The sequence below is a fragment of the Streptomyces sp. Isolate_45 genome (assembly GCF_024721315.2).
GTDB lineage: Bacteria > Actinomycetota > Actinomycetes > Streptomycetales > Streptomycetaceae > Streptomyces.
Genome location: NZ_JANFAK020000011.1, coordinates 14,297 through 36,088 on the forward strand (window position 1 = coordinate 14,297; position 21,792 = coordinate 36,088).

Annotated in this window: 14 protein-coding genes; 8 read left to right on the forward strand and 6 right to left on the reverse strand. The window is 73.3% G+C overall.

Annotation, left to right across the window (positions count from 1 at the left end):
• Position 1: 1 nt before the first annotated feature.
• Positions 2 to 7,168: a type I polyketide synthase gene (locus tag NOD94_RS06130; RefSeq protein ID WP_281204680.1), complete on the reverse strand. Its 7,167-nt coding sequence runs from the start codon at positions 7,166 to 7,168 to the stop codon at positions 2 to 4.
• 470 nt (positions 7,169 to 7,638) lie between these two features.
• Between NOD94_RS06130 and NOD94_RS06135 the strand changes: the two genes are divergently transcribed.
• Positions 7,639 to 7,854: an I78 family peptidase inhibitor gene (locus NOD94_RS06135; RefSeq protein WP_281204681.1), complete on the forward strand. Its 216-nt coding sequence runs from the start codon at positions 7,639 to 7,641 to the stop codon at positions 7,852 to 7,854.
• Between the two features lie 36 nt (positions 7,855 to 7,890).
• Here the strand turns inward: NOD94_RS06135 and NOD94_RS06140 are convergent, their stop codons facing one another.
• Positions 7,891 to 8,766, reverse strand: coding sequence for an endonuclease/exonuclease/phosphatase family protein (locus NOD94_RS06140; protein WP_281204682.1), 876 nt, complete (start codon positions 8,764 to 8,766; stop codon positions 7,891 to 7,893).
• Between the two features lie 285 nt (positions 8,767 to 9,051).
• On the opposite strand from NOD94_RS06140, the gene NOD94_RS06145 reads away from it, so the two are divergent.
• From NOD94_RS06145 to NOD94_RS06155, 3 genes are all read left to right on the forward strand, one after another.
• Positions 9,052 to 9,408: a hypothetical protein gene (locus tag NOD94_RS06145; RefSeq protein ID WP_281204683.1), complete on the forward strand. Its 357-nt coding sequence runs from the start codon at positions 9,052 to 9,054 to the stop codon at positions 9,406 to 9,408.
• A gap of 88 nt (positions 9,409 to 9,496) precedes the next feature.
• Positions 9,497 to 9,871 carry a hypothetical protein gene (locus NOD94_RS06150; protein ID WP_281204684.1) on the forward strand — a complete coding sequence of 125 codons (375 nt, stop codon included), beginning with the start codon at positions 9,497 to 9,499 and terminating at the stop codon, positions 9,869 to 9,871.
• 85 nt (positions 9,872 to 9,956) lie between these two features.
• Complete coding sequence (locus NOD94_RS06155; RefSeq protein WP_281204685.1) at positions 9,957 to 10,703, forward strand: hypothetical protein; 747 nt, start codon at positions 9,957 to 9,959, stop codon at positions 10,701 to 10,703.
• Positions 10,704 to 10,718: 15 nt separating this feature from the next.
• Here NOD94_RS06155 and NOD94_RS06160 read toward each other — a convergent pair whose 3' ends face one another.
• Entirely contained in the window at positions 10,719 to 11,594 is an 876-nt protein-coding gene (locus NOD94_RS06160) for a DMT family transporter (protein ID WP_281204686.1), read from the reverse strand.
• A 118-nt stretch (positions 11,595 to 11,712) separates the two neighbouring features.
• On the opposite strand from NOD94_RS06160, the gene NOD94_RS06165 reads away from it, so the two are divergent.
• From NOD94_RS06165 to NOD94_RS06180, 4 genes are all read left to right on the forward strand, one after another.
• On the forward strand, positions 11,713 to 12,561 hold the full coding sequence (locus tag NOD94_RS06165; RefSeq protein ID WP_281204687.1) for a MurR/RpiR family transcriptional regulator: 849 nt from the start codon (positions 11,713 to 11,715) through the stop codon (positions 12,559 to 12,561).
• 450 nt (positions 12,562 to 13,011) lie between these two features.
• Complete coding sequence (locus NOD94_RS06170; protein WP_281204688.1) at positions 13,012 to 14,274, forward strand: glycosyltransferase; 1,263 nt, start codon at positions 13,012 to 13,014, stop codon at positions 14,272 to 14,274.
• Between the two features lie 137 nt (positions 14,275 to 14,411).
• Positions 14,412 to 16,589, forward strand: a complete 2,178-nt coding sequence (gene helR, locus NOD94_RS06175) for an RNA polymerase recycling motor ATPase HelR (RefSeq protein WP_281204747.1) — start codon at positions 14,412 to 14,414, stop codon at positions 16,587 to 16,589.
• Positions 16,590 to 16,745: 156 nt separating this feature from the next.
• On the forward strand, positions 16,746 to 17,390 hold the full coding sequence (locus NOD94_RS06180) for an SRPBCC family protein (RefSeq protein WP_281204689.1): 645 nt from the start codon (positions 16,746 to 16,748) through the stop codon (positions 17,388 to 17,390).
• A 93-nt stretch (positions 17,391 to 17,483) separates the two neighbouring features.
• On the opposite strand, the gene htpG is transcribed toward NOD94_RS06180, so the two are convergent.
• From htpG to NOD94_RS06195, 3 genes are read right to left on the reverse strand one after another with little or no spacing between them, the layout of a single operon-like run.
• The gene (gene htpG / locus NOD94_RS06185; protein ID WP_281204690.1) at positions 17,484 to 19,397 is read right to left on the reverse strand and encodes a molecular chaperone HtpG; all 1,914 of its coding nucleotides are present in this window, start codon (positions 19,395 to 19,397) and stop codon (positions 17,484 to 17,486) included.
• The gene (locus tag NOD94_RS06190; RefSeq protein ID WP_348652318.1) at positions 19,390 to 21,012 is read right to left on the reverse strand and encodes an ATP-binding protein; all 1,623 of its coding nucleotides are present in this window, start codon (positions 21,010 to 21,012) and stop codon (positions 19,390 to 19,392) included. Before NOD94_RS06190 ends, htpG begins: the two co-directional genes overlap by 8 nt.
• Positions 21,005 to 21,682: a response regulator transcription factor gene (locus NOD94_RS06195; protein WP_281204691.1), complete on the reverse strand. Its 678-nt coding sequence runs from the start codon at positions 21,680 to 21,682 to the stop codon at positions 21,005 to 21,007. Before NOD94_RS06195 ends, NOD94_RS06190 begins: the two co-directional genes overlap by 8 nt.
• Between the last annotated feature and the right edge of the window lie 110 nt (positions 21,683 to 21,792).

The following is a 21,792-nucleotide window of genomic DNA, read 5'->3' on the forward strand; positions in this document are numbered from 1 at the left end:
CTCACCACTCCGAGGCGGTGTGGACGACCGAGCGGACCGTCTCCTCGCCCCAGGCGAGTTCCCGCAGCAGGGCCAGGGCACCCTCCTCGGGATCGATGAGGGTGATCCCGCGCTGCGCGTAGTGGCGGGCCAGCTCGGGCCCCACCATGCCGGCGTGGTCCTCGGAGGGGGCCCACGGGCCCCAGTGGACGGTCAACGCGCGCCCCCCGGTCCGTGCCGCCCAGGCGGAGCCGATCGCCTCCAGCGCGTCGTTGGCCGCCGCGTAGTCCGCCTGCCCACGGTTTCCGAGTACGGCGGCGATGCTGCCGAACAGCACGGCGAAGGACGGAGGCCGGGGCAACTGCTCCACGGCGGCGAGCAGCGCCGCGGCGCTCTCGGTCTTGGTGCCGTAGACCCGCCCGAACGAGGCGGCGGACTTCTCCTCCATCAGCCGGTCCTCGATGATCCCGGCGGCGTGCACCACCCCGTCGACGCGGCCGTGCTCGGCGTGGATCTCCTTGACCGCCTGGAGCACGGCGGGCGCCTCCCGGCAGTCCACGCTGCGGTAACGGGCCCGGCTGCCCGCGGCGTTCAGCGCGGCCAGCGTCGCGATCACCTCGCGCCGGGCCAGCACCAGGTCGGCGGCGCGGTCGATCTCGGCGGGAGTGCCGTGGCGACCGGTACCCGCGAGCACCGCCCGCAGGGCCGCCCGGTCGACGGCGCCGGAGGTCTGCGGGTCCTCGGGTCCGTCCGGCACCGGAGTGCGCCCGAGGAGTTCGATGCGGCACCGGGAGGCGGTCGCGAGCGCGACCGCGCACCGGGCGGTGATCCCGCGCGCACCGCCGACGAGGACCACGACGCTCTCCCGGTCCAGGCCCAGCGCCGCCACCTCGGCGGCGCCCTCGCCGGCCGGCCCCGCTCCCGTGGCGCCGAGCGCGCCGAGCGGCGCCCCGGTCAGCTCCGTCGTGAACCGTCCGGCGGGGGTGCGCAGGACCACGGGTACCGCGTCGTCCGCGAGGAGCTCGGCCACCAGCGCGTCCGCCGCGCCGGCCGGAGACTCGCCGGCGCCCAGGTCCAGCCCGACGGAGCGCACGCCCACCGCCGGGTACTCCCGGGCGGCGGACCGCGACAGCCCGTCCACTCCCGCGGCCCGGACCCCGTCCACCGCGTGGGCGAGGAACAGCCGTCGGGGTCCGCCGCGCAGGACGTCCCGTACGAGCGGGAATCCCGCCGGCAGGAACGGAGCACCGTCCTCGCCGAGGGCCGTGAGGACGAAGACGCCGTCCACGGGTCCTTCGGCCCCGCTCGGGGCGTGATCGGCACCGACCACGACCGGCTCGGCGCCGAGCCGGGTCAGGCGGGCGGACAGTTCCGCGGCGACCCCCCGGAAGACGCCGGTGCCGTCGCCGACCAGGGTGTACCGCGCTCCGGCGAGTCCGGTCGTTCCGGGACCTCTCTCCGGCTCGGGCAGCGGCACCGGCAACATCCGGAAGCGGCGCGGGGCGGCGAGGCGGGGCTGCTCGTCCGGTGCGTCGTGCGGTGTGGGTGTGGGTGTGGGCGCGGGTTCGGCCGCTGACGCGTCGTCGGGCGTCGGTCCGCCGTCCCTTGCGGTGGCCTCGACCCCGGAGGGGCCGGCGACACGGGTGACCAGCCAGTGCGCGATCGCCGAGGCGGTCCGGGCGCGGGTGAGTTCCTCCAGCTCGGCGTCGTCCAGGGAGAGCGCGGCGGAGCCGTCGAAGGCGCCCAGGCGCCGGGCCAGCTCGCCGGCGATCTCGGCGCGCTTGATGGAGTCGACGCTGAGGTCCGCCTCCAGGTCGAGGTCGGGCTCCACCATGTCCAGGGGGTAGCCGGTGCGCTCGCTGATGAGCTCCAGGACCGTGCGCAGCACCCCCTCCTCGGTGAGGGCTCCCGCGCCCCCCGCGCCCCCCGCGGCCTCCGCCGCGACGGCGGGCGGGGGTACGGCACCGGCCGTGGTCGGAGGCTCGGCGTACGGTGCGGCGTACGGCCCGGCGTACCCCGCCGGGGCGGCCGGGAGCTGCGGCAGCTCCCGCACCTCCGGTGGCGGCGCCGTCCTCCCCACGGGAGATCCCACCTCCGGGGCGGTGCCGAAGTAGGCGAGCAGGACGTCGCGTTGTGCGGCGATCATGTCCCGGCTGGTGCGGAGGAACTCGGCCACGAGGGCGTCGGCCGTACCGGCCGGCGGCTGACCGGGATGCGTTGTCACGGGGATCTCCACGACTCGTCGGGCGGGCGCGAGGGCGCCGGGGAGCGTCTCGCCGGCGGCGGTGCGTACGAGGTGGCCGTCCACCGTCCAACCGGGGCGGCGCGGCGCGGGTGTCCGGTCGATGTCGACGGCGTCCCGACCCCGGAACATCCAGTCCGTGACCACCGGCAACCCGCCGGCCGCGAGCCGCGCGAGCGCGTCCAGCAGGTCCGGGAGACCACTACCGGGCCGGGGCTCGCAGGCGACGACGCGGTGCGGGCGGTCACCCAGGATGTCGGCGACGAGCCGGGTCAGGACCCGGCCGGGCCCCACCTCGACGAAGGTGCGCGCACCGGCCTCGTACATCGCCTCGATCTGCGCCACGAAGCGCACCGGGGAGCCGATCTGGGCGGCGAGTTCGTCGCGCACGGCGTCGGCGCGCGCCTCGTACGGGCGGGCGGTGCGGTTCGCCCAGACCGGGAACTCCGGCGCGCGGAGCGGGTGTTGTTCGAGGGCCTGCCGGAAGACGGGCCCGGCGGCCGCGAGCAGTGGACTGTGGAAGGCGCACGCGACCGGCAGCCGCTTGGCACCGAGACCGGCGTCGCGCAGCGACCGCAGCGCCGCGTCGACCGCGGCGGTCGGACCGGAGAGGACGCTCTGCCGGGGGGCGTTGTGGTTCGCCAGGACGAGCCCCTCCGGTGGCCGAGTGCCGAGGGCCCGTTCGACCTCCTCGGGTGTGGCCGCGGCGGCGACCATGGCGCCGGGGTCGTCACCGGCCGCGCCGAGCACGGCGGCCGCCCGGGCGGCGCTGAGACCGGGCAGGGCGTCGGCGTCGATGACGCCCGCCGCGCACAGGGCGACGAGTTCTCCGTAGCTGTGACCGGCGGCCAGGTCGGGGCGGACCCCGGATCGGGTGAGGACGTCGTACGCGGCGAGTTCGACGATGCCCAGGGCCGGCTGGGCCGCCCGGGTGTCGGTCAGGGCCCGCCGGTCGCGCTCCCGCCCGGCGTCGTCGAACGACGCGGGCGGGTGGAGGGTCGCGGGGACGTGGGCGCCACCGCCTGTGTCCAGCAGTCGGCCGAGCTCCGGGAAGGTGGTGAACAGGTGCGCCGACATGCCCGGGCGTTGGCTGCCCTGCCCGGGGAAGAGGAACGCCGTGAGGCCGGGGCCGCCGTCGGCCGCCCGCTCCGCGAGGTGGACCTCCGGCGCCGGAAGGCCGGTGGCGGCCGCGGGAAGGGGTGTCGTGCCCGGCGGAAGGTCCTCGGGGGCGGTGCGGGCGTCGAGCGCGTGGAGCGTGTGTCCGAGCCGCCGGCACAGGTCGGCGGGGTCGTGCGCGACGAACGAGGCTCGTACGGGGCCCTGGGCGCGGGCGGCACGGTGCGCGGCCGTCGCGGCCAGGTCGCGCAGCCGCCACGGGGCGGCACCCGACTCGGCCCCGACGGCGAGGTCGAGCAGTTCGGCGGCGGCTCGGCGGGCCGCCGCCGCGGTGGTGCCCCGGAAGGTGAACAGCTCCGCCGGCCAGTCGTCCCGGGAGTGGACCGGAGGCGGCCCGTCACCGCCGTGCGCGGCGAGCACGACGTGGAAGTTGGTGCCACCGAAGCCGAAGGCGCTCAGGCCCGCGAGTCGCCGCTCGGAGGCGGCGGGCCACGGCAGCGCCTCCCGGTGGAAGACGAACGGGCTCTCGCCCTCCTTCCACGCGGAAACCGGCCGCTCCAGGTGCAGGGTGGGTGGCCGGACGCCGGTGTGCAGGGCGAGCGCGGTCTTGATCAGCCCGGCCAGTCCCGCGGCGCACTTGGTGTGCCCGATCTGTGACTTCACCGATCCCAGCACGCACGCGCCGCTCGCCGCGCCCGCCTCGGAGAACACCTCGGTGAGCACGCCCAGTTCGGTACGGTCGCCCACCACGGTGCCGGTGCCGTGCGCCTCCACGAGGGTGACCTGTGCGGGGGAGACCCCGGCGTTGCGGTAGGCGCGCTCCAGGGCGGCGCGCTGGCCCTCCGGACGCGGGGCGGTCAGCCCGAGGGAGCGGCCGTCACTGGAACTGCCGACCCCCTTGATCACGCCGTACACGCGGTCACCGTCGCGCTCCGCGTCCGCGAGGCGTTTGAGGACGACGCAGGCGACGCCCTCCCCGAGGACGATGCCGTCCGCGCCGGCGTCGAAGGGCCGCGACCGGCCGGTGGGGGAGAGCGCGTGCACGGAGGTGAACAGGGCGTAGTCGTTGATGCCGTTGTGCAGGTCGGCGCCCCCGCACAGCATCAGGTCGCTGGAGCCCAGCACCAGTTCCTTGCAGGCGGCGTCGACGGCGGCCAGGGAGGAGGCGCAGGCGGCGTCGACGGTGTAGTTGGCGCCGCGCAGGTCGAGGCGGTTGGCCACCCGGCCGGAGATGACGTTGGCCAGCATGCCGGGGAAGGTGTCCTCGGTGAACCGCGGCAACTGGTCGTCCAGTTCGGGCGGGACGTGCCCGTAGTAGGAGGGGAGCACCGCCCGCAGGGTGGTGGCGTTGGACAGGTCGCTGCCCGCCTCGGCACCGAAGACGACCCCCGCCCGCGTCCGGTCGAAGGCCCGGCCGTCCTCTCCGTATCCGGCGTCCTCCAGGGCGCGCCGAGCGGATTCGAGCGCCAGGAGCTGTACGGGCTCGATGTTGCCCAACGAGGCCGGCGGGATGCCGTAGCGCAGCGGGTCGAAGGGGATCCGGGGCAGGAATCCGCCCCACTTCGAGGCGCTGGCCGCCCCGGGCCCGGGGGAGTGGTGCACGGCGGGGTCCCAGCGTTCCGGCGGCACCTCGGTGACGGCGTCCCGGCCGTCGAGGACGAGCCCCCAGAAGGCGGCCAGGTCCGGTGCCTGCGGGAACATGCAGGCCATGCCGACGATCGCCACGTCCAGCGGTGCGGGCGCCGGCTCGGACACCGAGGCGTCGGCGGTGGGGGCCAGGCCGGGTGCGCGGCCACCGCGGAGGTCGGCGGCACGTCGGTCGAGGTGGCCGACGGCCCCGTCGGTGACGGAGGCGTGCAGGGCGGCGACGGTGGTGGTCGAGCTGCGCAACACCGCCACCTCGCCCGCCATGAACATGCCCTCCGCGTACTGGCGGGACTCGTCCACGGGTTCCAGGATCCCGGCGCCGGTGCGTTCGACGCCCTTGCTGGCCATGCGCAACCGGCCGACGTTGAGCCGTTCCAGCCGTTCCCAGATCTCGCGTCCGGGAACGCCCTCGGCGCGCAGCGCGGCCTCAACGCCTTGGAAGCCGTCACTGAACGGGCTGGGAACGCACCGGGTGGCGTGCCCGGGGGCCGTGCGCAGCAGCGCGGTCCGCTCCGCGGCGATGACCTGCCGTTGGAAGAGGGGTCGTACGGCCCCGCACGCGACGGCTTCCTCGGTGAACAGGTAGGCGGTGCCCATCAGGACGCCCACCGCGCAGCCGCGGGAAGTCAGGGGGGCGGCGAGCGCGGCCGCCATGGCCGCCGAGCGTGCGTCGTGGATCCCGCCGGCGAGGAACACCTCGATGCCCGCCGTGCCGTGCGGGCCCCGCTCCCGGTCGGGGCCCGGTTGCCCGCCCGAGCCCTGTGTCCGGTCCTGGTTCTCGTCCAGCCAGTCGCCGATCACGGCGAGTTGGGCCTCCCAGAGCGGGAAGCTGTTGCGCGGCCCGACGTGGCCGCCGCACTCGGCGCCCTCGAAGACGAACCGTCGGGCTCCCTGCTCCAGGAACTGGCGCAGCAGTCCGGGCGAGGGCACGTGCAGGAAGGCCTTGATGCCGTCGTCCTCCAGGGCCCGCGCCTGCGAGGGGCGCCCCCCGGCGATGATCACGTGGGTGGGTCGGTGGGCGCGGACGGCCTCCAACTGCGCGGTACGGGTCTCCTCGGGGGCGAAGCCGAGCACGCCGACCCCCCAGGGCCGGCCGGCCAACGCGGTCCCCGCCTCGGCGAGCAGGGCACGGGCCTGATCGCCGCCGGCGAGCGCCAGGGCCAGGAACGGCAGGGCCCCGTCGTCGGCCACGGCACGGGCGAAGTCCACGCCGTCGCTGACGCGGGTCATGGGGCCCTGTGCGATCGGGAGACGGGTGCCCAGGGCGCGGCTCATGGCCGATCCGGGGCGCAGGACGTCGGCGGCGCGGTCCTCCTCGACGGCGGCCAGTACCGCTTCGGTGACTGCGCGGACGGCGCTCGCGGCGTCGCCGTGGCGGTCCGCGAAACGGGCCGCGAGGAAGGCGTCCTGGCCCACCGGCAGCAGCTGCCCGTCCGGGTCCCGGCCGCCGAGGAGGGCCGCCACCCGCGCCGGGTCGTCGGGAAGCTCGTCCGCCGGCCGGGGCCCGGGAGCGCGGCGGTGCAGGAACCGGTGGCCGGCCAGGACGGTGGTCTCGGAGCCGTCCATCCCCCGCAGGACGGTCGCGACGGATTCGGGAACCGCCGACTCGGCCAGGAGCGCGAGCTGGGTGTCGAGGACGACGCCCGCGGCCCCGCCCACCACGGCCGCGGCGGCCGTGCCCGGCGCCATGCCGCCGCAGGCCCACACCGGTGGACCGTCGGGGCCGACCATGTCGAGCAGTTGCTGGAGCAGGACGAAGGTGCCGAGTTCGCCGATCCGCCCACCGCATTCGCCGCCGCGGGCTATGAGGCCGTGGACGCCCGCGTCCAGGGCGGCCCGGGCCCCGTCCGCCCCGGTCACCTCGGCGAGGACGCGCACGCCGCGCGGCAGTGCGCCGGGAGACCACGTGGCGCTGACGCCGAGGACCACGGTGTGGGGCGGGGCGCCGTCGCGGACGAGGTCGTCGAGGGGTAATCGGCACCGCGGACCGACGCGGACCCCGTGGCGGCCCGGAAGCCACCTGCGCAGGTCGTCCCATTCCTTCCTGGCCGCGCGGTCCCCGCCCCCGAGGTCCAGCACGCCGAGTCCCCCACCGCGCGTCACGGCGGCCGCCAGCCGCGCGTCGGGCTCACCGAAAGGAGTCAATCCAATGACCAGGTCCAGGACGTGCTCTGCCGACGTCATAATTCTCCGAAATGTGCGATGCATTACCCGGGGGGAAATTTCGGTCAAACGAAAGTGCCGAAGGAAGGCATGGGGTCGCGCGCGCCCGGAACGGGAATTCGGGCAGTTCGGTGGACGTAGCGAAAGTAGCGGCAAGTTACTGAGGGGTCAACGCTGCGGCCCTGATCCGCAGGGGGTCCCAGGGTGTCGGGGCACTCCCGAAGGGCGACGCATTCCTGATATCGACGGTCCGTACTCCATGCATCGATGTGAATGAAAGGCGAGAATTCAACGGACATCCGCATGCGTCGGGACGTCGAAAGTACTGGTCAGTAGGGTTTTGGTGCGGCAGGTGCGGATCCCGTCACCCCGCACACGTGTCCGATTTCGCTCCATGGTCGGCCGGGCCTCCCGACGCGCCGCCCGGTACCGCCTCACACCGCTCCGGCGCCCGTGGCGTCGGCAAGGGGGTGGCGGGGCAGGAGGGACCCATGACTCCTTCTCCCGCCCCCGCCTCCCCCGACGACGACGACCCGACCCGCTACGTCGGGCTCGAAGCGGCGGAGGCCGAACACCGGGCCCGCCTACGGGGCTGGTCGACCCTGCGCCGACTTCCGCCGGGCGCGCTGATCACCCTGGAGTACCTGGAAGGGCGCCTGAACCTCGAGGTGGAGGAGGGCAGGGTGCGACGCGCGTGGAAGGGCTGACCCGTCGGCCGGGTTCGAGCCGGGGTCCGGTCGGGTTCAGGCGATGTTCAGATCGGCGTGCACCATGTCGTGGTCCGAGTACCGGCTGGGTTGTACGTGCTGCGCCCGTGGGGTGATGTCCCGCAGGAAGACGTAGTCGAACTTCAGGCGCCAGTCGGTGGTCGGCTCGCAGGCCCCGCCGTCGGGCGAGGGCCGGCACTGCGGGTCCGCATCCGCGGCCAGTGCCCACAGCGCGCCGAGTTCGGGGGCGTCCGGCACGGCGTTGAAGTCGCCGAGGACGATCGCCCGGTCGTGCCGGGCGACTTCCGCGGCGAGGACGCCGATCTGGTCCGCCCGGACCGCCTCTTGCCGTCGCTGGGCGAGGTGGGTGTTGAAGACGCGGACGGACCGGCCGCCCACGGTGGTGGTGACCGCCATGTACCCACGGTCCTCGGATCCGCCGTCGGGATATTCCACTTGCTTGCTGTCCGTCATGGGTGCCGCTGAGAGGATCGCCTGGCCGAAGCCCCCCGGGCTCCACGGAAGCCCCCCGCAGCGGTTCCGGTTCCGCAGGACCATCCCGTACTCGACGTGGTAGTCGAGCCCGTAGAAGGTCTTCAGGTGGTCACGGATCTTCTCGACGTCGCGCACGCACGCCTCTTGCAGACCGATGACCTGGGGAGCGTACGTGGCGATCTCCGCCGCCCGGCCGAGGTTGTGCCCGACCCGACCGCAGGGGTTGCAGATGTTCCAGGTGGCGACCCGGTCGGGGACGACCTCCTTCACGGCGTGGGCCGGCAACGGCCTGGCGATGAGGGCACTGCTCGGTGCGCTGGGGCCGATGAGCACCACGCAGAGCGCGGTCACGGCCCCCGCGAGCCACCACCGCAGGCCTGTTCCCCTCACCGTCGCCTCCTCGGTACGGATGCGCACGGCATCACGGAGCATCTCCGTGCACGAGGGTATGGGACGGGTGGCGGACGCCGCGTCCCCGGCCCCGCGGCGACGAGCGCGCGCGAGCGTCCGCCGGCGCGTCCGCACGGAACTGAGCCGCCGTCACGACAACCGGTCGGCCCGCTCCCGCGTCTTTCCCGCAGAGCCGTCTCCGGCCGACCGGGTACGGAGCGAGGTCCGTCCTGGAGGAACATCATCGACACCATCACCCCCGACCGGCCCGACCGGGTCGCGGGGCCACGCCGGAGGACCGGAATCGGCAGGGTGCTGCTCGGCGCCGCGGCGGGCATCCTGCTGACCGTCGGTCTCCTGACGGTCCTCTGGTGGCCCCGGACCGAGGTGACGTACAGCAGCGCCGCCCCCTCGAACGTGAAGTACGCCGACGAGGCACCGCACCACCTGGGGCTGGTACATGAGCACACCCTGTCCGGCCGGCACTCCTACAAAATGATAGTCGGCAGATATACCGGGGCGTCCTACGGACACTGGTTGGACATCGACCCCGTCCTGGGCGCGAAGGGCATCGAATCGACCACATGGACGGAGTCCGGAGTGCGCGTCCGCTTCCCGACCGGCCACGAGATCTTCGTCCCGGCCCGATTCTTCCTTTTCGGCAGGTAGCCCCGGGTCCGCCCGCCCACTCCGGTTTTCCGGCGGGCGTCCGGCATCATCCGACATCCGGGCAACCACCCACTTCCAAGGAGCATTCATGACGCGTTCGCTCGACGGCCTCACCTTCGCCCCCGTCGCCGACCAGGCTCCCGGCCAGGTCGGGCTGCAGACCCTGTTCGAGTACCACGAGGTGGACGGACGCATATGGGCCGAGTACGCCGGTGGGGACGTGGTGCGGGGCCACCTGGTCGGCACCAGGGCCGGTGACACCATCGACTTCCGCTACGTCCAACTCCGCCCCGACGGTACGACCGCCTCCGGGCACTGCGTCTCCCTCATCACGGAGCTTCCCGACGGCCGCCTGCGCATGGAGGAGACGTGGACCTGGGAGTCCCGGCCGGGAAGCGGCACCAGCACGGTCGAACAGCCTCGACCGGGAGACCGTCGGGGCCCGGGCCGGGACGGCTCCTGACCGACAGCCTCACGCGCTGCCCGCCGAGGCCACGGCCGATATCCTGAGGTCCTCGCTCGGGGCTCCCCTCACGAAGGGCAGCGCGATGAACGGGCAGACCAACCGGCGTCGGTGTCTCGTGCTCCTCGCGGCTCCGCTCCTCGCTTCCTCCGTCGCCCTCACACCCGCCCTGGCGGCCCACGGCAGCACGGCGACGGAACCGGGAGCCGCACCCGCGGCCCCCTCCTGCCAACTGCTGCCGGGCGGGAACCGGGGGCCGGCCGGTGGCGCGTCCTACAAGCTCCACCTCGGAGGGTTCCCCGCGAACCAGGCGGTGCGCATCGAGGGACCGAAGACGTCCCTGCAGGTCAAGGTCAACGCCAAGGGCGTACTTGACCGGCCGGGCCTGAGCCACGGCGCGTACGGCGTCAGCTACAAGGTCGCCGGGTCCCAGCAGACCAAGCGCGTCACGTGCGCCACGGCCCCGGCCCAGAAGCCGGGCGGCGGCAAACAGGACGTACGGGTCACCAAGGTCGAGGTGGTCATCCTGACGCCCGCCGGTACCGTCATCGACTGCGCCAAGCCGACCACGGCCGAGTTCGACGGCAAGATCACGGCCACCGGGACGGGAAAGGTCCGCTACTACTGGACGTTCGCCTCCAGTTCCACCCCGGTCTCCCCGGGCTCCGTCGACTTCGCGCCCCCCATCACCGGCCACGCCCTGCTGCACGTCGTGGAGGTCCCGCCGCAGCCGAACGCCTCGACTGTGAGCACCTTCGTCACCCTGCACCTGCCGGACCAGAAGCAGAGCGCGCGCAGCGGGCAGGTGACCTTCACCTGCGAGAAGAAGTGACCCGCCGGACGGGTGCTACTGGCCGGCGATCTGGAGCACGGCGATGCCCACCAGGACGGTGGCGGCAGCCGTGACGCGTCGGTGACCGAGGCGTTCGCGGAAGACGAACGCGCCGATCAGGGCCCCGAAGACGATGCTGGTTTCCCGTAGGGCGGCAATGGTGGACAGGTCGCCGCGGGACTGCGCCCACACGACGAGCCCGTACGCCAGGAGGGAGAGCAGCCCGCCGGTCAGGCCGCGACCGCACAGCGGCCGTAGCGCGGTGAACAGCGCGGGCCCCCGGCGGGCCAGGGCGATCAGCGGGAGGACGAGGCCCTGGCAGAGGAAGAGCCAGGCGATGTAGCCGAAGACGCTGCCGGAGACCCGGACGCCGGTGCCGTCCACGAGGGTGTAGGAGGCGATCATCACCCCCGTCCCGAGGGCGGCCGCGAGCGCGGGGAGCTGGGCGCGGCCGGGGAGACCGTCGGCCAGGGCGAGCCCGGCCAGGCCGCAGGAGATCACCGCGATGCCGATGGCCTGTCCGACGGGCAGCGAGTGACCGAGCAGGGTCGTGGAGACCAGGGCCACCACGACGGGCGAGGTCCCCCGGGCGGTCGGATACATCTGACCGAAATCGCCGAGTTGGTACGCCCGTAGGAGCAGTAGCTGGTAGGTGGCCTGGAGGGCGGCGGAGGCCGCGATGTACGGCCAGGCGGCCGGGGCGGGCGGCGGGGCGAAACAGACGAGGACGGCGCCGCATCCGGCGGAGGCGAGGCTGATCAAGGTGAAGCCGGCCAGCTTGTCGCGCAGGCCGTGGGTGAGGCCGTTCCAGGTGGCGTGCAACACCGCCGAGGCGAGGACGACGAGGGGCACGGCGGCCGAGCCCGTCAAGAGGGGCAGGTTCCCGGGCACGTGTGCTCCCCACGGTGGTCCTACGGAGGTGGTGCGGACTCAGAAGGTCATGGAAGGTCATGGAAGTACTGGAAGGTCATGGAAGTAGTGGAACAGAATTCCTCACTACACTAGCCACATGGAAATTCATTCCGCCCCGGGGGGCGGGCTCGCCGCCCACATCAGGTCCCGCCTGCCCGAGCTGCGCGAGACCGAGGCCCGGGTGGCGAGGGTCGTCCTGGACAAGGGCGCGGAGCTGGTGCACCTAAGCGTCAGCGACGTCGCCGCCCTGGCAGGCACCGCACCGTCCTCGGTCGTACGGGCGTGCCAGCGGCTGGGGTTCCGCGGCTACCAGGAGCTGAAGATCAACGCCGCCCGGCAGGCACCCGCCCCGGAACCCTCCCGGGACCGGGACCCGGCCGCCCGCGCCCTGGCCGACACGGTCCGCGCCGCCCAGGAGGCGCTGAACGGGCTCGTGGCCACGGTGACCCCGGAGCGGCTCCGCACGGCGGCCGGACTGGTCGACGCGGCCGCCCGGGTGCTCGTGGTCGGCGCGGGACTGTCCGGCGCCGTCGCGCTGGACGCCGCCTACCGGCTGCGCGCGCTGGGCTGCGCGGTCGACGCACCGGCCGACCCGCTGACCGCACAGCTGGCCGCGTCGCAACTGACGGCCCCCGCGGTCTGCCTGGCCATCAGCCACACGGGCGCCACGCGCAGTACGGTGGACGCCGCCCGGCGCGCGCGGCGGGCCGGGGCCGGGGTGGTGGCCGTCACCAGCTACGCCCGCTCACCCCTGAGCGAGACCAGCGACTGCACGCTCGTCGCGGGCGGCCAGGACCTGGTGTTCGGTCTGGAGACCGTCGCCGGCCGACTGGCGCACCTCGCCGCGATCGACGCCCTCACGCTGACCCTGCTGGGGCTGCGCGGGGCACCGGCCGAGGAGGCACTGCGCCTGTCCGCGGACGTCACGGTCGACCACTCGTACTGACGGCCGCCCGTCGGCGCCGCGGCGCCGCACCATCCGTCACCGGGGCCGGTCGGCCGTGGGCGCCGGCCGGCACCGTACTCTCCTACGTCGCCCTTGCTGCCGATCGACCCCGACCGGGAGGGCGGTACGGTACGGCAGCCGCACCGACGGGCCCTGACGGATGGTCAGGACGCGGTGGCCCACGGGCACCCCTACTGGTTCGGGCGGGGCGGTCCGCACCGACTGCGGTACGGAGCTCTCCGTACCGGACGGGCAGGCGTGGCGCGGCATCGTGGGCGGCGAGTGGCCGGGGCGATCCATCCGCAACGGGCGGCCAAAAGGAAAGGCAAGGAGGGATACGCACTCCTTGCCACTCTCAAGTTATAGCGCGTAGGGGGGCTTGCGGCAAGGCCCCGGGGGTGAAGCAGAATCACCGACCTAAGCCAATGATCATGGGACAGGGGGTTCGCCATGCGTGTGGTCGTGTCGACGTACGGGTCGCGCGGGAGCGTCGAACCGATGGTGGGGCTCGCGGTGCGGCTGCGGGAGCTCGGCGCCGAGGTCCGGGTGTGCGCGCCGCCCGACGAAGAGTTCCGCAAGAGGCTGGACGCCGTCGGGGTGGAGATGGTCCCCGCCGGCCCGGCCGTCCGCCCGGTGGTGACCACGGTGGAGCCGGGTTCGGCGGTGGGCCTGGCGCGGCGCGCGTCCGAGTTGATGGCCCTCCAGTTCGACACCGTCGCCGCGGTGGCCAAGGGGTGCGACGCGTTGGTCGTGACCGGGCCGCTGCCGGTCACGGCCGCCGCGCGGTCGGTCGCCGAGCAGTTGGGCGTTCGCTACGTGCACGCGAGCCACCAGCCGGTCAGCCTGCCGTCGCCGCACCGCAGGCCGCCCGTACGGCGGGGCAGGCCGGAGCCGTCGGCGGAGATCGCCAACCGGACCCTGTGGGACGAGGACGCCCTCATCGCGCACACGATGTTCGGCGAGATGCTCAACACCCACCGTGCGTCGGCGGGCCTGCCGCCGGTCGACAACATCCGCGACTACGCCTTCTCCGATCAGCCGTGGCTCGCCACTGACCCGGTGCTCGCCCCGTGGCAGCCGACGGACCTCGACGTCTTCCAGACCGGAGCGTGGGCCGTCCCGGACGAACGGCCCCTGGACGCGGACCTGTTGGAGTTCCTCGACGCCGGTGACGCACCGGTGTACGTCGGCTTCGGCAGCATGCCCGCGGCCGCTGCCGGCGAGGCCGCCCGTACGGCCGTCGAGGCGGTCCGGGCTCAGGGCCGCCGCGTGGTCCTCTCCCGCGGCTGGGCCGAGTTGGCCCTGACGGACGACCGCGACGACTGCTTCCTCGTCGGCGAGGCCAACCACCGGGCACTGTTCCGCCGGGTGTCCGCGGTCGTCCACCACGGCAGCGCGGGGACCACGACGACCGCGGCCCTGGCCGGGGCGCCCCAGGTCGTCGTACCCACGGGCGGGGACCAGCCGTACTGGGCCGGCCGGGTGGTGGACCTGGGCATCGGCGCGGAACACGCCGGCTCGGCCCCCACCGCCGACTCCCTCGCCGTCGCGCTCGAAAGCGCCCTGGCCCCCGGGATCCGCGAACGGGCCACCGCGGTGGCCGCCACGGTCCGCACCGACGGAACCACGGTGGCGGCCCGCCGGCTGCTCGACGAGGTCGGCCGACACGAGCCTTCGGCGTCCACACGGGGATCGGCTTCCCCGTCCGCGTGAGGAACGGCGTTTCCGCCCCCGCCCGCACGCCGCGGGGCGACCCGTCCCGGACGCCCCACCACACCAAGCGCATTCACGTACAGAACCTCCCGCACACCGGGGTCGCGAACGACCGACCCGAGATCGGAGCCGCATCCGTGCACCCGCTGACCACCAGCGTGTTCGACCTTCCCGACCACCTTTCCGCCAAGGCCGACCCGAAGCTGGTCGCCGGGGACGAGCAGCACTTCTCCGCCCTCTCCCAGACCCTCGACCGCACGATCGCCGAGGTGTCCGAGCGGCTCGACGCCGCACGCAGGGCGCCCGGCGGCATGGGCCGGCAGGCGATGGACCGGGACGCGGAGATCCACCGGCTCAGCGCTCGCCTGCGCGTGCTGCGCCGCTTCGGCCTGGACCTGTGTCTCGGCCGCATGGTCGGCGCCGACGACACCGAGCCCCTGTACATCGGACGGTTCGGCCTCACCGACAGCACGGGCCGCCGGCTGCTGGTCGACTGGCGCTCCCCGGCGGCGGAGCCGTTCTTCGCCGCCACCCACGCCAACCCGATGGGCCTGAGCAGCCGCCGCCGGTACCGGTGGACCCGCGGCCGGATCGGCGACTACTGGGACGAGGTGTTCACCAGCGAAGGCCTGGAAGGGCACGCCGCGCTCGATGACCAGTCCGCCTTCATCGCCGGGCTCGGCGGCAACCGGTCGTCCCGGATGCGGGACGTGCTCGGCACCATCCAGGCGGACCAGGACGCCATCATCCGGGCCGGCTCCCGGGGCGCCCTCGTCGTCGACGGCGGCCCCGGTACGGGCAAGACCGTCGTCGCCCTGCACCGAACCGCCCACCTCCTCCACTCCGACCCCCGGCTCGGTCACCGCCGCGGCGGCGTGCTGTTCGTCGGCCCGCACCGCCCCTACCTGGCCTACGTCTCCGATGTCCTGCCCAGCCTCGGCGAGGAGGGGGTACAGACCTGCACCATCCAGGACCTCGTGGCCGAGGGAGCCGGGGCGGCGGTCGAGAGCGACCCGGAGGTGGCCCGGCTGAAGTCTTCCGCGGACCTGGTGAGGGCCGTCGAGGCGGCCGTCAGGATCTACGAGGAACCGCCCGCCACGGGCATGACGGTCACGACCCCCTGGTCCGACATCCGACTGACCGCCGATGACTGGGCCACGGCCTTCGAGGTGGTGGAGCCGGGTACCCCGCACAACGAGGCGCGCGAGCAGATCCGGGCGGAACTGGCCACGATCCTGTTGGACAAGCACCAGTGGGACGACGACGGCGACGAGGAGGACGTCCCGGAGGAACTGTTCCGCCGGTCCCTGCGCCGGAACCGGGAGCTGGCGGCGGCCCTCGACCGTGCCTGGCCGACGCTGGAACCGGCCGAACTCGTCGCGGACCTGTGGTCGGTGCCCGCCTACCTGCGCAAGTGCGCTCCCTGGCTGAGCCGCGAAGAGGCGCACTTGCTCCAGCGCGCGGACGCCCAGCGCTGGACGGTGTCCGACCTGCCGCTCCTGGACGCGGCGCGACAGCGCCTCGGCGACCCGCGCGCGTCCCTGCGCGAGCGCCGCCACGAGGCCTCCGTCGCCGCCGAGCGCGAGCGCATGGCCGGGGTCATCGAAAGCGTGCTCGCCGCCGACGCCGACGGCGAGGGCGCGGTGACGATGCTGCACGGCAGGGACCTCCAGGACAGCCTGATCGACGAGAGCGCGCTGCCCGACACCGACCGGGACCGGCTCGCCGGGCCGTTCGCGCACATCGTCGTGGACGAGGCCCAGGAACTGACGGACGCCGAATGGCAGATGCTGCTGCTGCGCTGCCCGTCCCGGAGCTTCACCATCGTCGGCGACCGGGCGCAGGCCGGACACGGGTTCACGGAGTCCTGGCGGGAACGGTTGGAGCGGATCGGGATCGACCGGATCACCATGGCCTCCCTGAGCGTCAACTACCGGACCCCGGAAGAGGTCATGGCGGAGGCCGCGCCGGTCATCCGCGCCGTGCTCCCGGACGCCAACGTGCCGACCTCCGTACGCAGCAGCGGTATTCCGGTCGTGCGCGGATCCGTGACGGAGAGGGACGCGATCCTCGACACCTGGCTCGCCGCGCACGCCGAAGGGGTGGCCTGCGTCATCGGCGATCCCGCGTTCCGTGCGACGTCCCGCGTCCGGTCGTTGACCCCGAGGCTGTCGAAGGGTCTTGAGTTCGACCTGGTCGTCCTCGTCGACCCGCAGGACTTCGGCACGGGGGTCGCGGGAGCGGTGGACCGCTACGTCGCGATGACCCGGGCGACCCAGCGGCTCGTTATCCTCACCACTCCCGAACGGCGGTAGCGGGGCGGCGGCGCGGACCGGGAGCCCCTCCACAGGGCCTTGTTAGAGGGTGTCACGAAACCTCTTGTATCTCACCGCAGTCGGTTATAGCCTCTAACGACAGTTTGAATCCTTGCCGCACGGTACGCCCGCCACCGAACGCCGAAGGGGAACTCCATGCCCGGCACCCGCCGTAGCCACGGCACCCGCGCCGCCCTGTTCACCGTCCCGCTCGTCACCGGCCTCCTCGCCATCACCGCTTTACCCGCGGGGGCGGCCGGCCCCCACGGTCCCCGCCCCGCCGTGTCGCCGACCTGCGGCGGGGCGGGCGTCGACCCCGACGCCCGCGTCCGGCACCGGGCCGAGATCCTCATCGACGCGCCGCTGCGCACGGTCTGGAAACTGCAGACCGACGTGGAGCGCTGGCCGGCCTGGCAGGCTCCCGTGACGACGGCCGAACGCCTCGACCACGGCCCCCTCCGCCGGGGTTCGGCCTTCCGATGGACGGTTCCGGTGCCCCCCAACCCGACTCCGGCCACCCGCCTGGACATCACCTCGACCGTCGAACAGCTCAGGCCGTACTCGTGTATCCGCTGGACGGGGCCCGCGATCGGCGAGGGGCTGCACATCGACGGCGTCCACGTCTGGAGCTTCACCCGGACCCCCGGCGGCGTCAGGGTGGTCACCGAGGAGACCCATGTCGGCCCGCAGGTCGACGCGGACGTACCCACCGCGACCGCCATCCTCCGCCAGGGCCTCGAAGCCTGGCTGAACGACCTGAAGTCCACCGCGGAGTCCCGCACCCACCACCGGCCGGAATGACCCGAACCCCTGGCGTCCCCGACCTGCGGCGTGACCGGCCGACGGGGTGCGGCCCGCGTGGGACGGGCCGCACCCCGGGCCGCACCCCCTCGGTCAGAGGGTGCGGGTCAGCCGGTCGGTGAGCAGCCGGGTGAAGCGGGCGGGGTCGGGCAGGTCGCCCCCTTCGGCGAGCAGCGCGCTGCCGTACACGAGCTCGGCGATCTCCTTCAGGGCGACGTCGTCGGCGTTCGCCCCGTGTGCCGTACGCAGCGCCGTGATCAGCGGATGCGTGGGGTTGAGCTCCAGGATCCGCTTGACCGGGGGCATCTCCTGCCCCATCGCCCGGTACATCTTCTCCAGGGTCGGGGTCATGTCCTGGGCGTCGCCGACGACGCACGCGGCCGAGGTCGTCAGTCGCGACGACAGGCGGACCTCCTTGACCTCGTCGGACAGCGCGGTCGTCAGCCAGGTCAGCAGCGCGGCGAACTCCTCGTCACGCCTGGCCCCCGACTCGGCGTCCTCGTCCTCGCCGGTGGGCCCGCCGAGGTCGACCTGGCCCTTGGCGATCGACTGCAGACGGTGGCCGTCGAAGGCGGGCACCCGGTCGGTCCACACCTCGTCGACGGGGTCGGTGAGGATCAGGACCTCGTACCCCTTGGCGGCGAACGCCTCCATGTGCGGCGAGTTCTCCACAGTGGCGCGGTTCTCGCCGGTCAGGTAGTAGATGGTGTCCTGCCCGTCCCGCATGCGCTCGACGTACTCGCGCAGGGTGGTGGTCCTCCCCTTGTCGTGGGTGGAGTCCGCGGACACCAGTTCCAGCAGGGCCTCGGTGTTGTCGGTGTCCTCCAGCAGACCTTCCTTCAGCACCCGGCCGTACTGGGACCACAGGTCCGCGTAGCGGCCGCTGTCGTCGTTCCGCACGCTCTTGAGGGCGCCGAGGACCTTCTTCACCAGTCGCCGGCGCACGCTGCGGATCTGCCGGTCGTGCTGGAGGATCTCGCGGGAGATGTTCAGCGACAGGTCATGGGCGTCCACCACCCCCTTGACGAAGCGCAGGTAGTTCGGCATCAGCGCTTCGCAGTCGTCCATGATGAACACGCGCTTGACGTACAGCTGCACCCCGCGCTTGCTCTCGCGGGAGTACAGGTCGAACGGCGCCCGCGAGGGCACGAACAGCAGGGCCTCGTACTCGAAGTTGCCCTCGGCCTTCATGTGGATGGTCTGGGCGGGATCCTGCCAGTCATGGCTGATCTGCTTGTAGAACTCGTTGTACTCGGCCTCGGTCACCTCGCCGCGCGGTCGGGCCCAGATCGCCTTCATCGAGTTGAGCGTCTCGACGTCGCGCGTGGTGGCGTCCTCGCCATCGGTGCGCTCGACCGACATTCGGATCGGCCACCGGATGAAGTCGGAGTACTGCTTGACGATCTGACGGATCTTCCACTCGGCCAGGTAGTCGGCCAGTCCGTCCTCACCGTCGGCGGGCTTGAGGTGCAAGGTCACCGAGGTGCCCACGGGCAGGCCGTCGACGGCCTCGATCTCGTAGGTGCCCTCGCCGTCCGACTCCCACCGGGTTCCCTCTTCGCCGCCCGCCCGTCGGGTGCGCAGGGTGACCTTGTCCGCGACCATGAAGGCCGAGTAGAAGCCGACGCCGAACTGCCCGATCAGGTTTTGCGCCGCGGCGGGGTCGTCGGCATCCTTGATCTTCTCCAGCAGGCCGGCGGTGCCGGACTTGGCGATCGTCCCGATCAGCTCCACGAGGTCGTCGCGGCTCATGCCGATGCCGTTGTCCCGGACGGTCAGCGTGCGGGCGTCGAGGTCGGTCTCCAGCGTGATGTGAAGGTCCGAGGTATCGACCCCGAGATCCGCGTCCGTCAGTGACTCCAGCCTCAGCTTGTCCAGGGCGTCCGAGGCGTTCGAGATCAGCTCGCGCAGGAAGATGTCCTTGTTCGAGTAGATCGAGTGAATCACCAACCGGAGCAACTGACGCGTCTCGGCCTGGAATTCGAGCGTCTCGACACTGCTACCCACTCTGGGTGCTCCCTTCGTTACGGTTGAGACGCATGATAGACGCGGAGTCGTCCGTCCCGGGCGCCACGGGCAGCCGCAGGACCAGGCGCGCGCCGTGCGCGGCGTCATCGGCCGTCAGCGTCCCCCCGTGATGGGCCGCCAGGTCCCGGGCGATGGCGAGGCCCAGGCCCGCCCCGCCGTGATCGCGGCTGCGCGAGTCGTCGAGGCGGGTGAAACGCTCGAAGACCCGATCCCGGTCGGCCGCCGGGATGCCCGGACCGTCGTCGATGACCTCCAGCACGGCCGTGCGCGGGCCCGGGCCCTTCGTGGTGCGCAGCGTGACCTCCACGCACCCCTCCGCGTAACGCTGGGCGTTGTCCAGCAGGTTGGTGACGACCCGGCTCAGCCACAGGGCGCTGCCGGTGATCCCCACTCCCTCCTCAAGGCGCGTGCGTACGGGAACCCGGTCGCCCAGCCTGGCGCCGACCGCCTCCTCCACCAGGGCGGACAGGTCGAGCTCGACAGCGGCCACGGGCTGCGCGGCGTCGATGCGGGCGAGCAGCAGCAGGTCGGAGGCGAGGTGTTGGAGCCTTTCGACGTCCTCCAGGGCCCCACCGATGAGCTCGGGCCACAACTCCGGGTCCCGGACCGCCAGCGCCACCTCCAACTGCGTACGCAGCACGGTGATGGGGGAGCGCAGCTCGTGCGAGGCGTCGGCGATGAACTGCCGCTGACGGGCACCGGAGGCCTCCAGCCGGTCCAGGGTGGCGTTCATGGTCTCCGCGAGACGGGCGACCTCGTCGTGGGTGGCGGGTACCGGCACCCGGCGGTGCAGATCGCGGTCGGAGATCTCGGCGACCTCGGCGCGGATCGACTCCACGGGCCGCAGCGCGCGGCCGGTGACCCGCCACGTCACGAGGGCGACGGTGGCCAGCAGCAGGGGCATGCCGATCACCAGTGCGGCGGTGGTGGTGTCGTCGGCGGCGTCCGCGTCGCGCAGGGAGGCCCCGGCGTACACCACGGCGGGGCCGCTCGGCGTGTCGGTGACGACCTGGACGACCCGCTGACGGTGGTCCCCGCCCAGCGGCCGGACCCGCCAGGTCTGGAACCGGATCCCGGGTACGTCGCGACCCGCCGGCGGGAACGCGGGCACGCCGAGGAGGTTCGGGGTGGCGAACAGGACGCGGCCGTCGGCGCTCACGACCTGGACGAACTCGACACCGCGGCCCGTCGGGCGGACGCGGTCGAGCCGTCCGGCGGCGGCGAGCTGCGCCACGCTGTCGGCCTGCCGCCGCGCGTCGTTCTCCGCGTTGCGCAGCAGGTTGGCCTCCAGCAGGCCGAGCAGGGCGAACGAGGCCAGTGCCAGGGCCGCGGCCACGACGACGCTCGCGCCCACCGTCGCCCGGGCCCGCACGGTGGTGGGCCGGAGCCGTCGCAGAACCGGCCACCGCTCCACCGCCGCGGCGGCGGCCGCGCGAACGGCGGTGACCGGGCGGCCGTTCAGGAGGCGGCGCCGGAGGGACGGCCCGCGCACCGGCGAGCGGCGGTGGAGGAGGCCACGGACCCGCAGACCGCGCGGGCCCGGGACGGCCGGGCCCCGGGTGGGGGTGTCGTGGACGGGGGGACGTTCAGCCACCGTCGGCCGCCAGTCGGTATCCGGCCCCGCGCACGGTCTCCAGGGCGGCGCGCCCGAACGGCGCGTCGATCTTCCGGCGCACGGCGCTGACGTGCACCTCGACGACGTTGGGGTCACCCTCGAAGGCGCTGTCCCACACCTGTTCCAGAATGTCCCGCTTGGTCACCACCTCGCCCGAGCGGCGGGCCAGGCACTCCAGTACCGCGAACTCCCGCGCGGTCAGGCGTATGTCGGCGCCGTCACGGGCGCACGACCGCCGGGCGGGGTCGATCACCAGGTCGCCGCACCTCAGCACCTGCGGGCCGCGCCGGCCCGCGCGCCGCGCGAGCGCGCGGAGCCGGGCGACGAGTACCAGGTAGGAGAACGGCTTGGAAAGGAAGTCGTCGGCGCCGGTGTCCAGCGCCTCCGCCTCGTCGTACTCACCGTCCTTCGCGGTGAGCATCAGGATCCCCGACTCGTTGCCGGCGGCCCGCAGCCTCGCGCAGACGCGGTAGCCGTTCAGGCCGGGCAGCATGATGTCCAGCACGATCAGGTCGTAGTCGTGCTCGGAGGCCATCCACAGGCCCTGGAGCCCGTCGTGGGCAACGTCCACCGAAAACCCCTCGGACTGAAGTCCCCGTTGCAGGGCCACGGCCAGTCGCCGTTCGTCCTCCACCACCAGTACGCGCATGCCGAACAGGGTCTCAGGCCCGGCACGCGGGTGGCTGAAGAGGTCTTCAGGTGGCTTCAGCGGGGCTTCAGCATCGGCTCGGCATGCTCGGGAACCCCGCCGGGTGACGC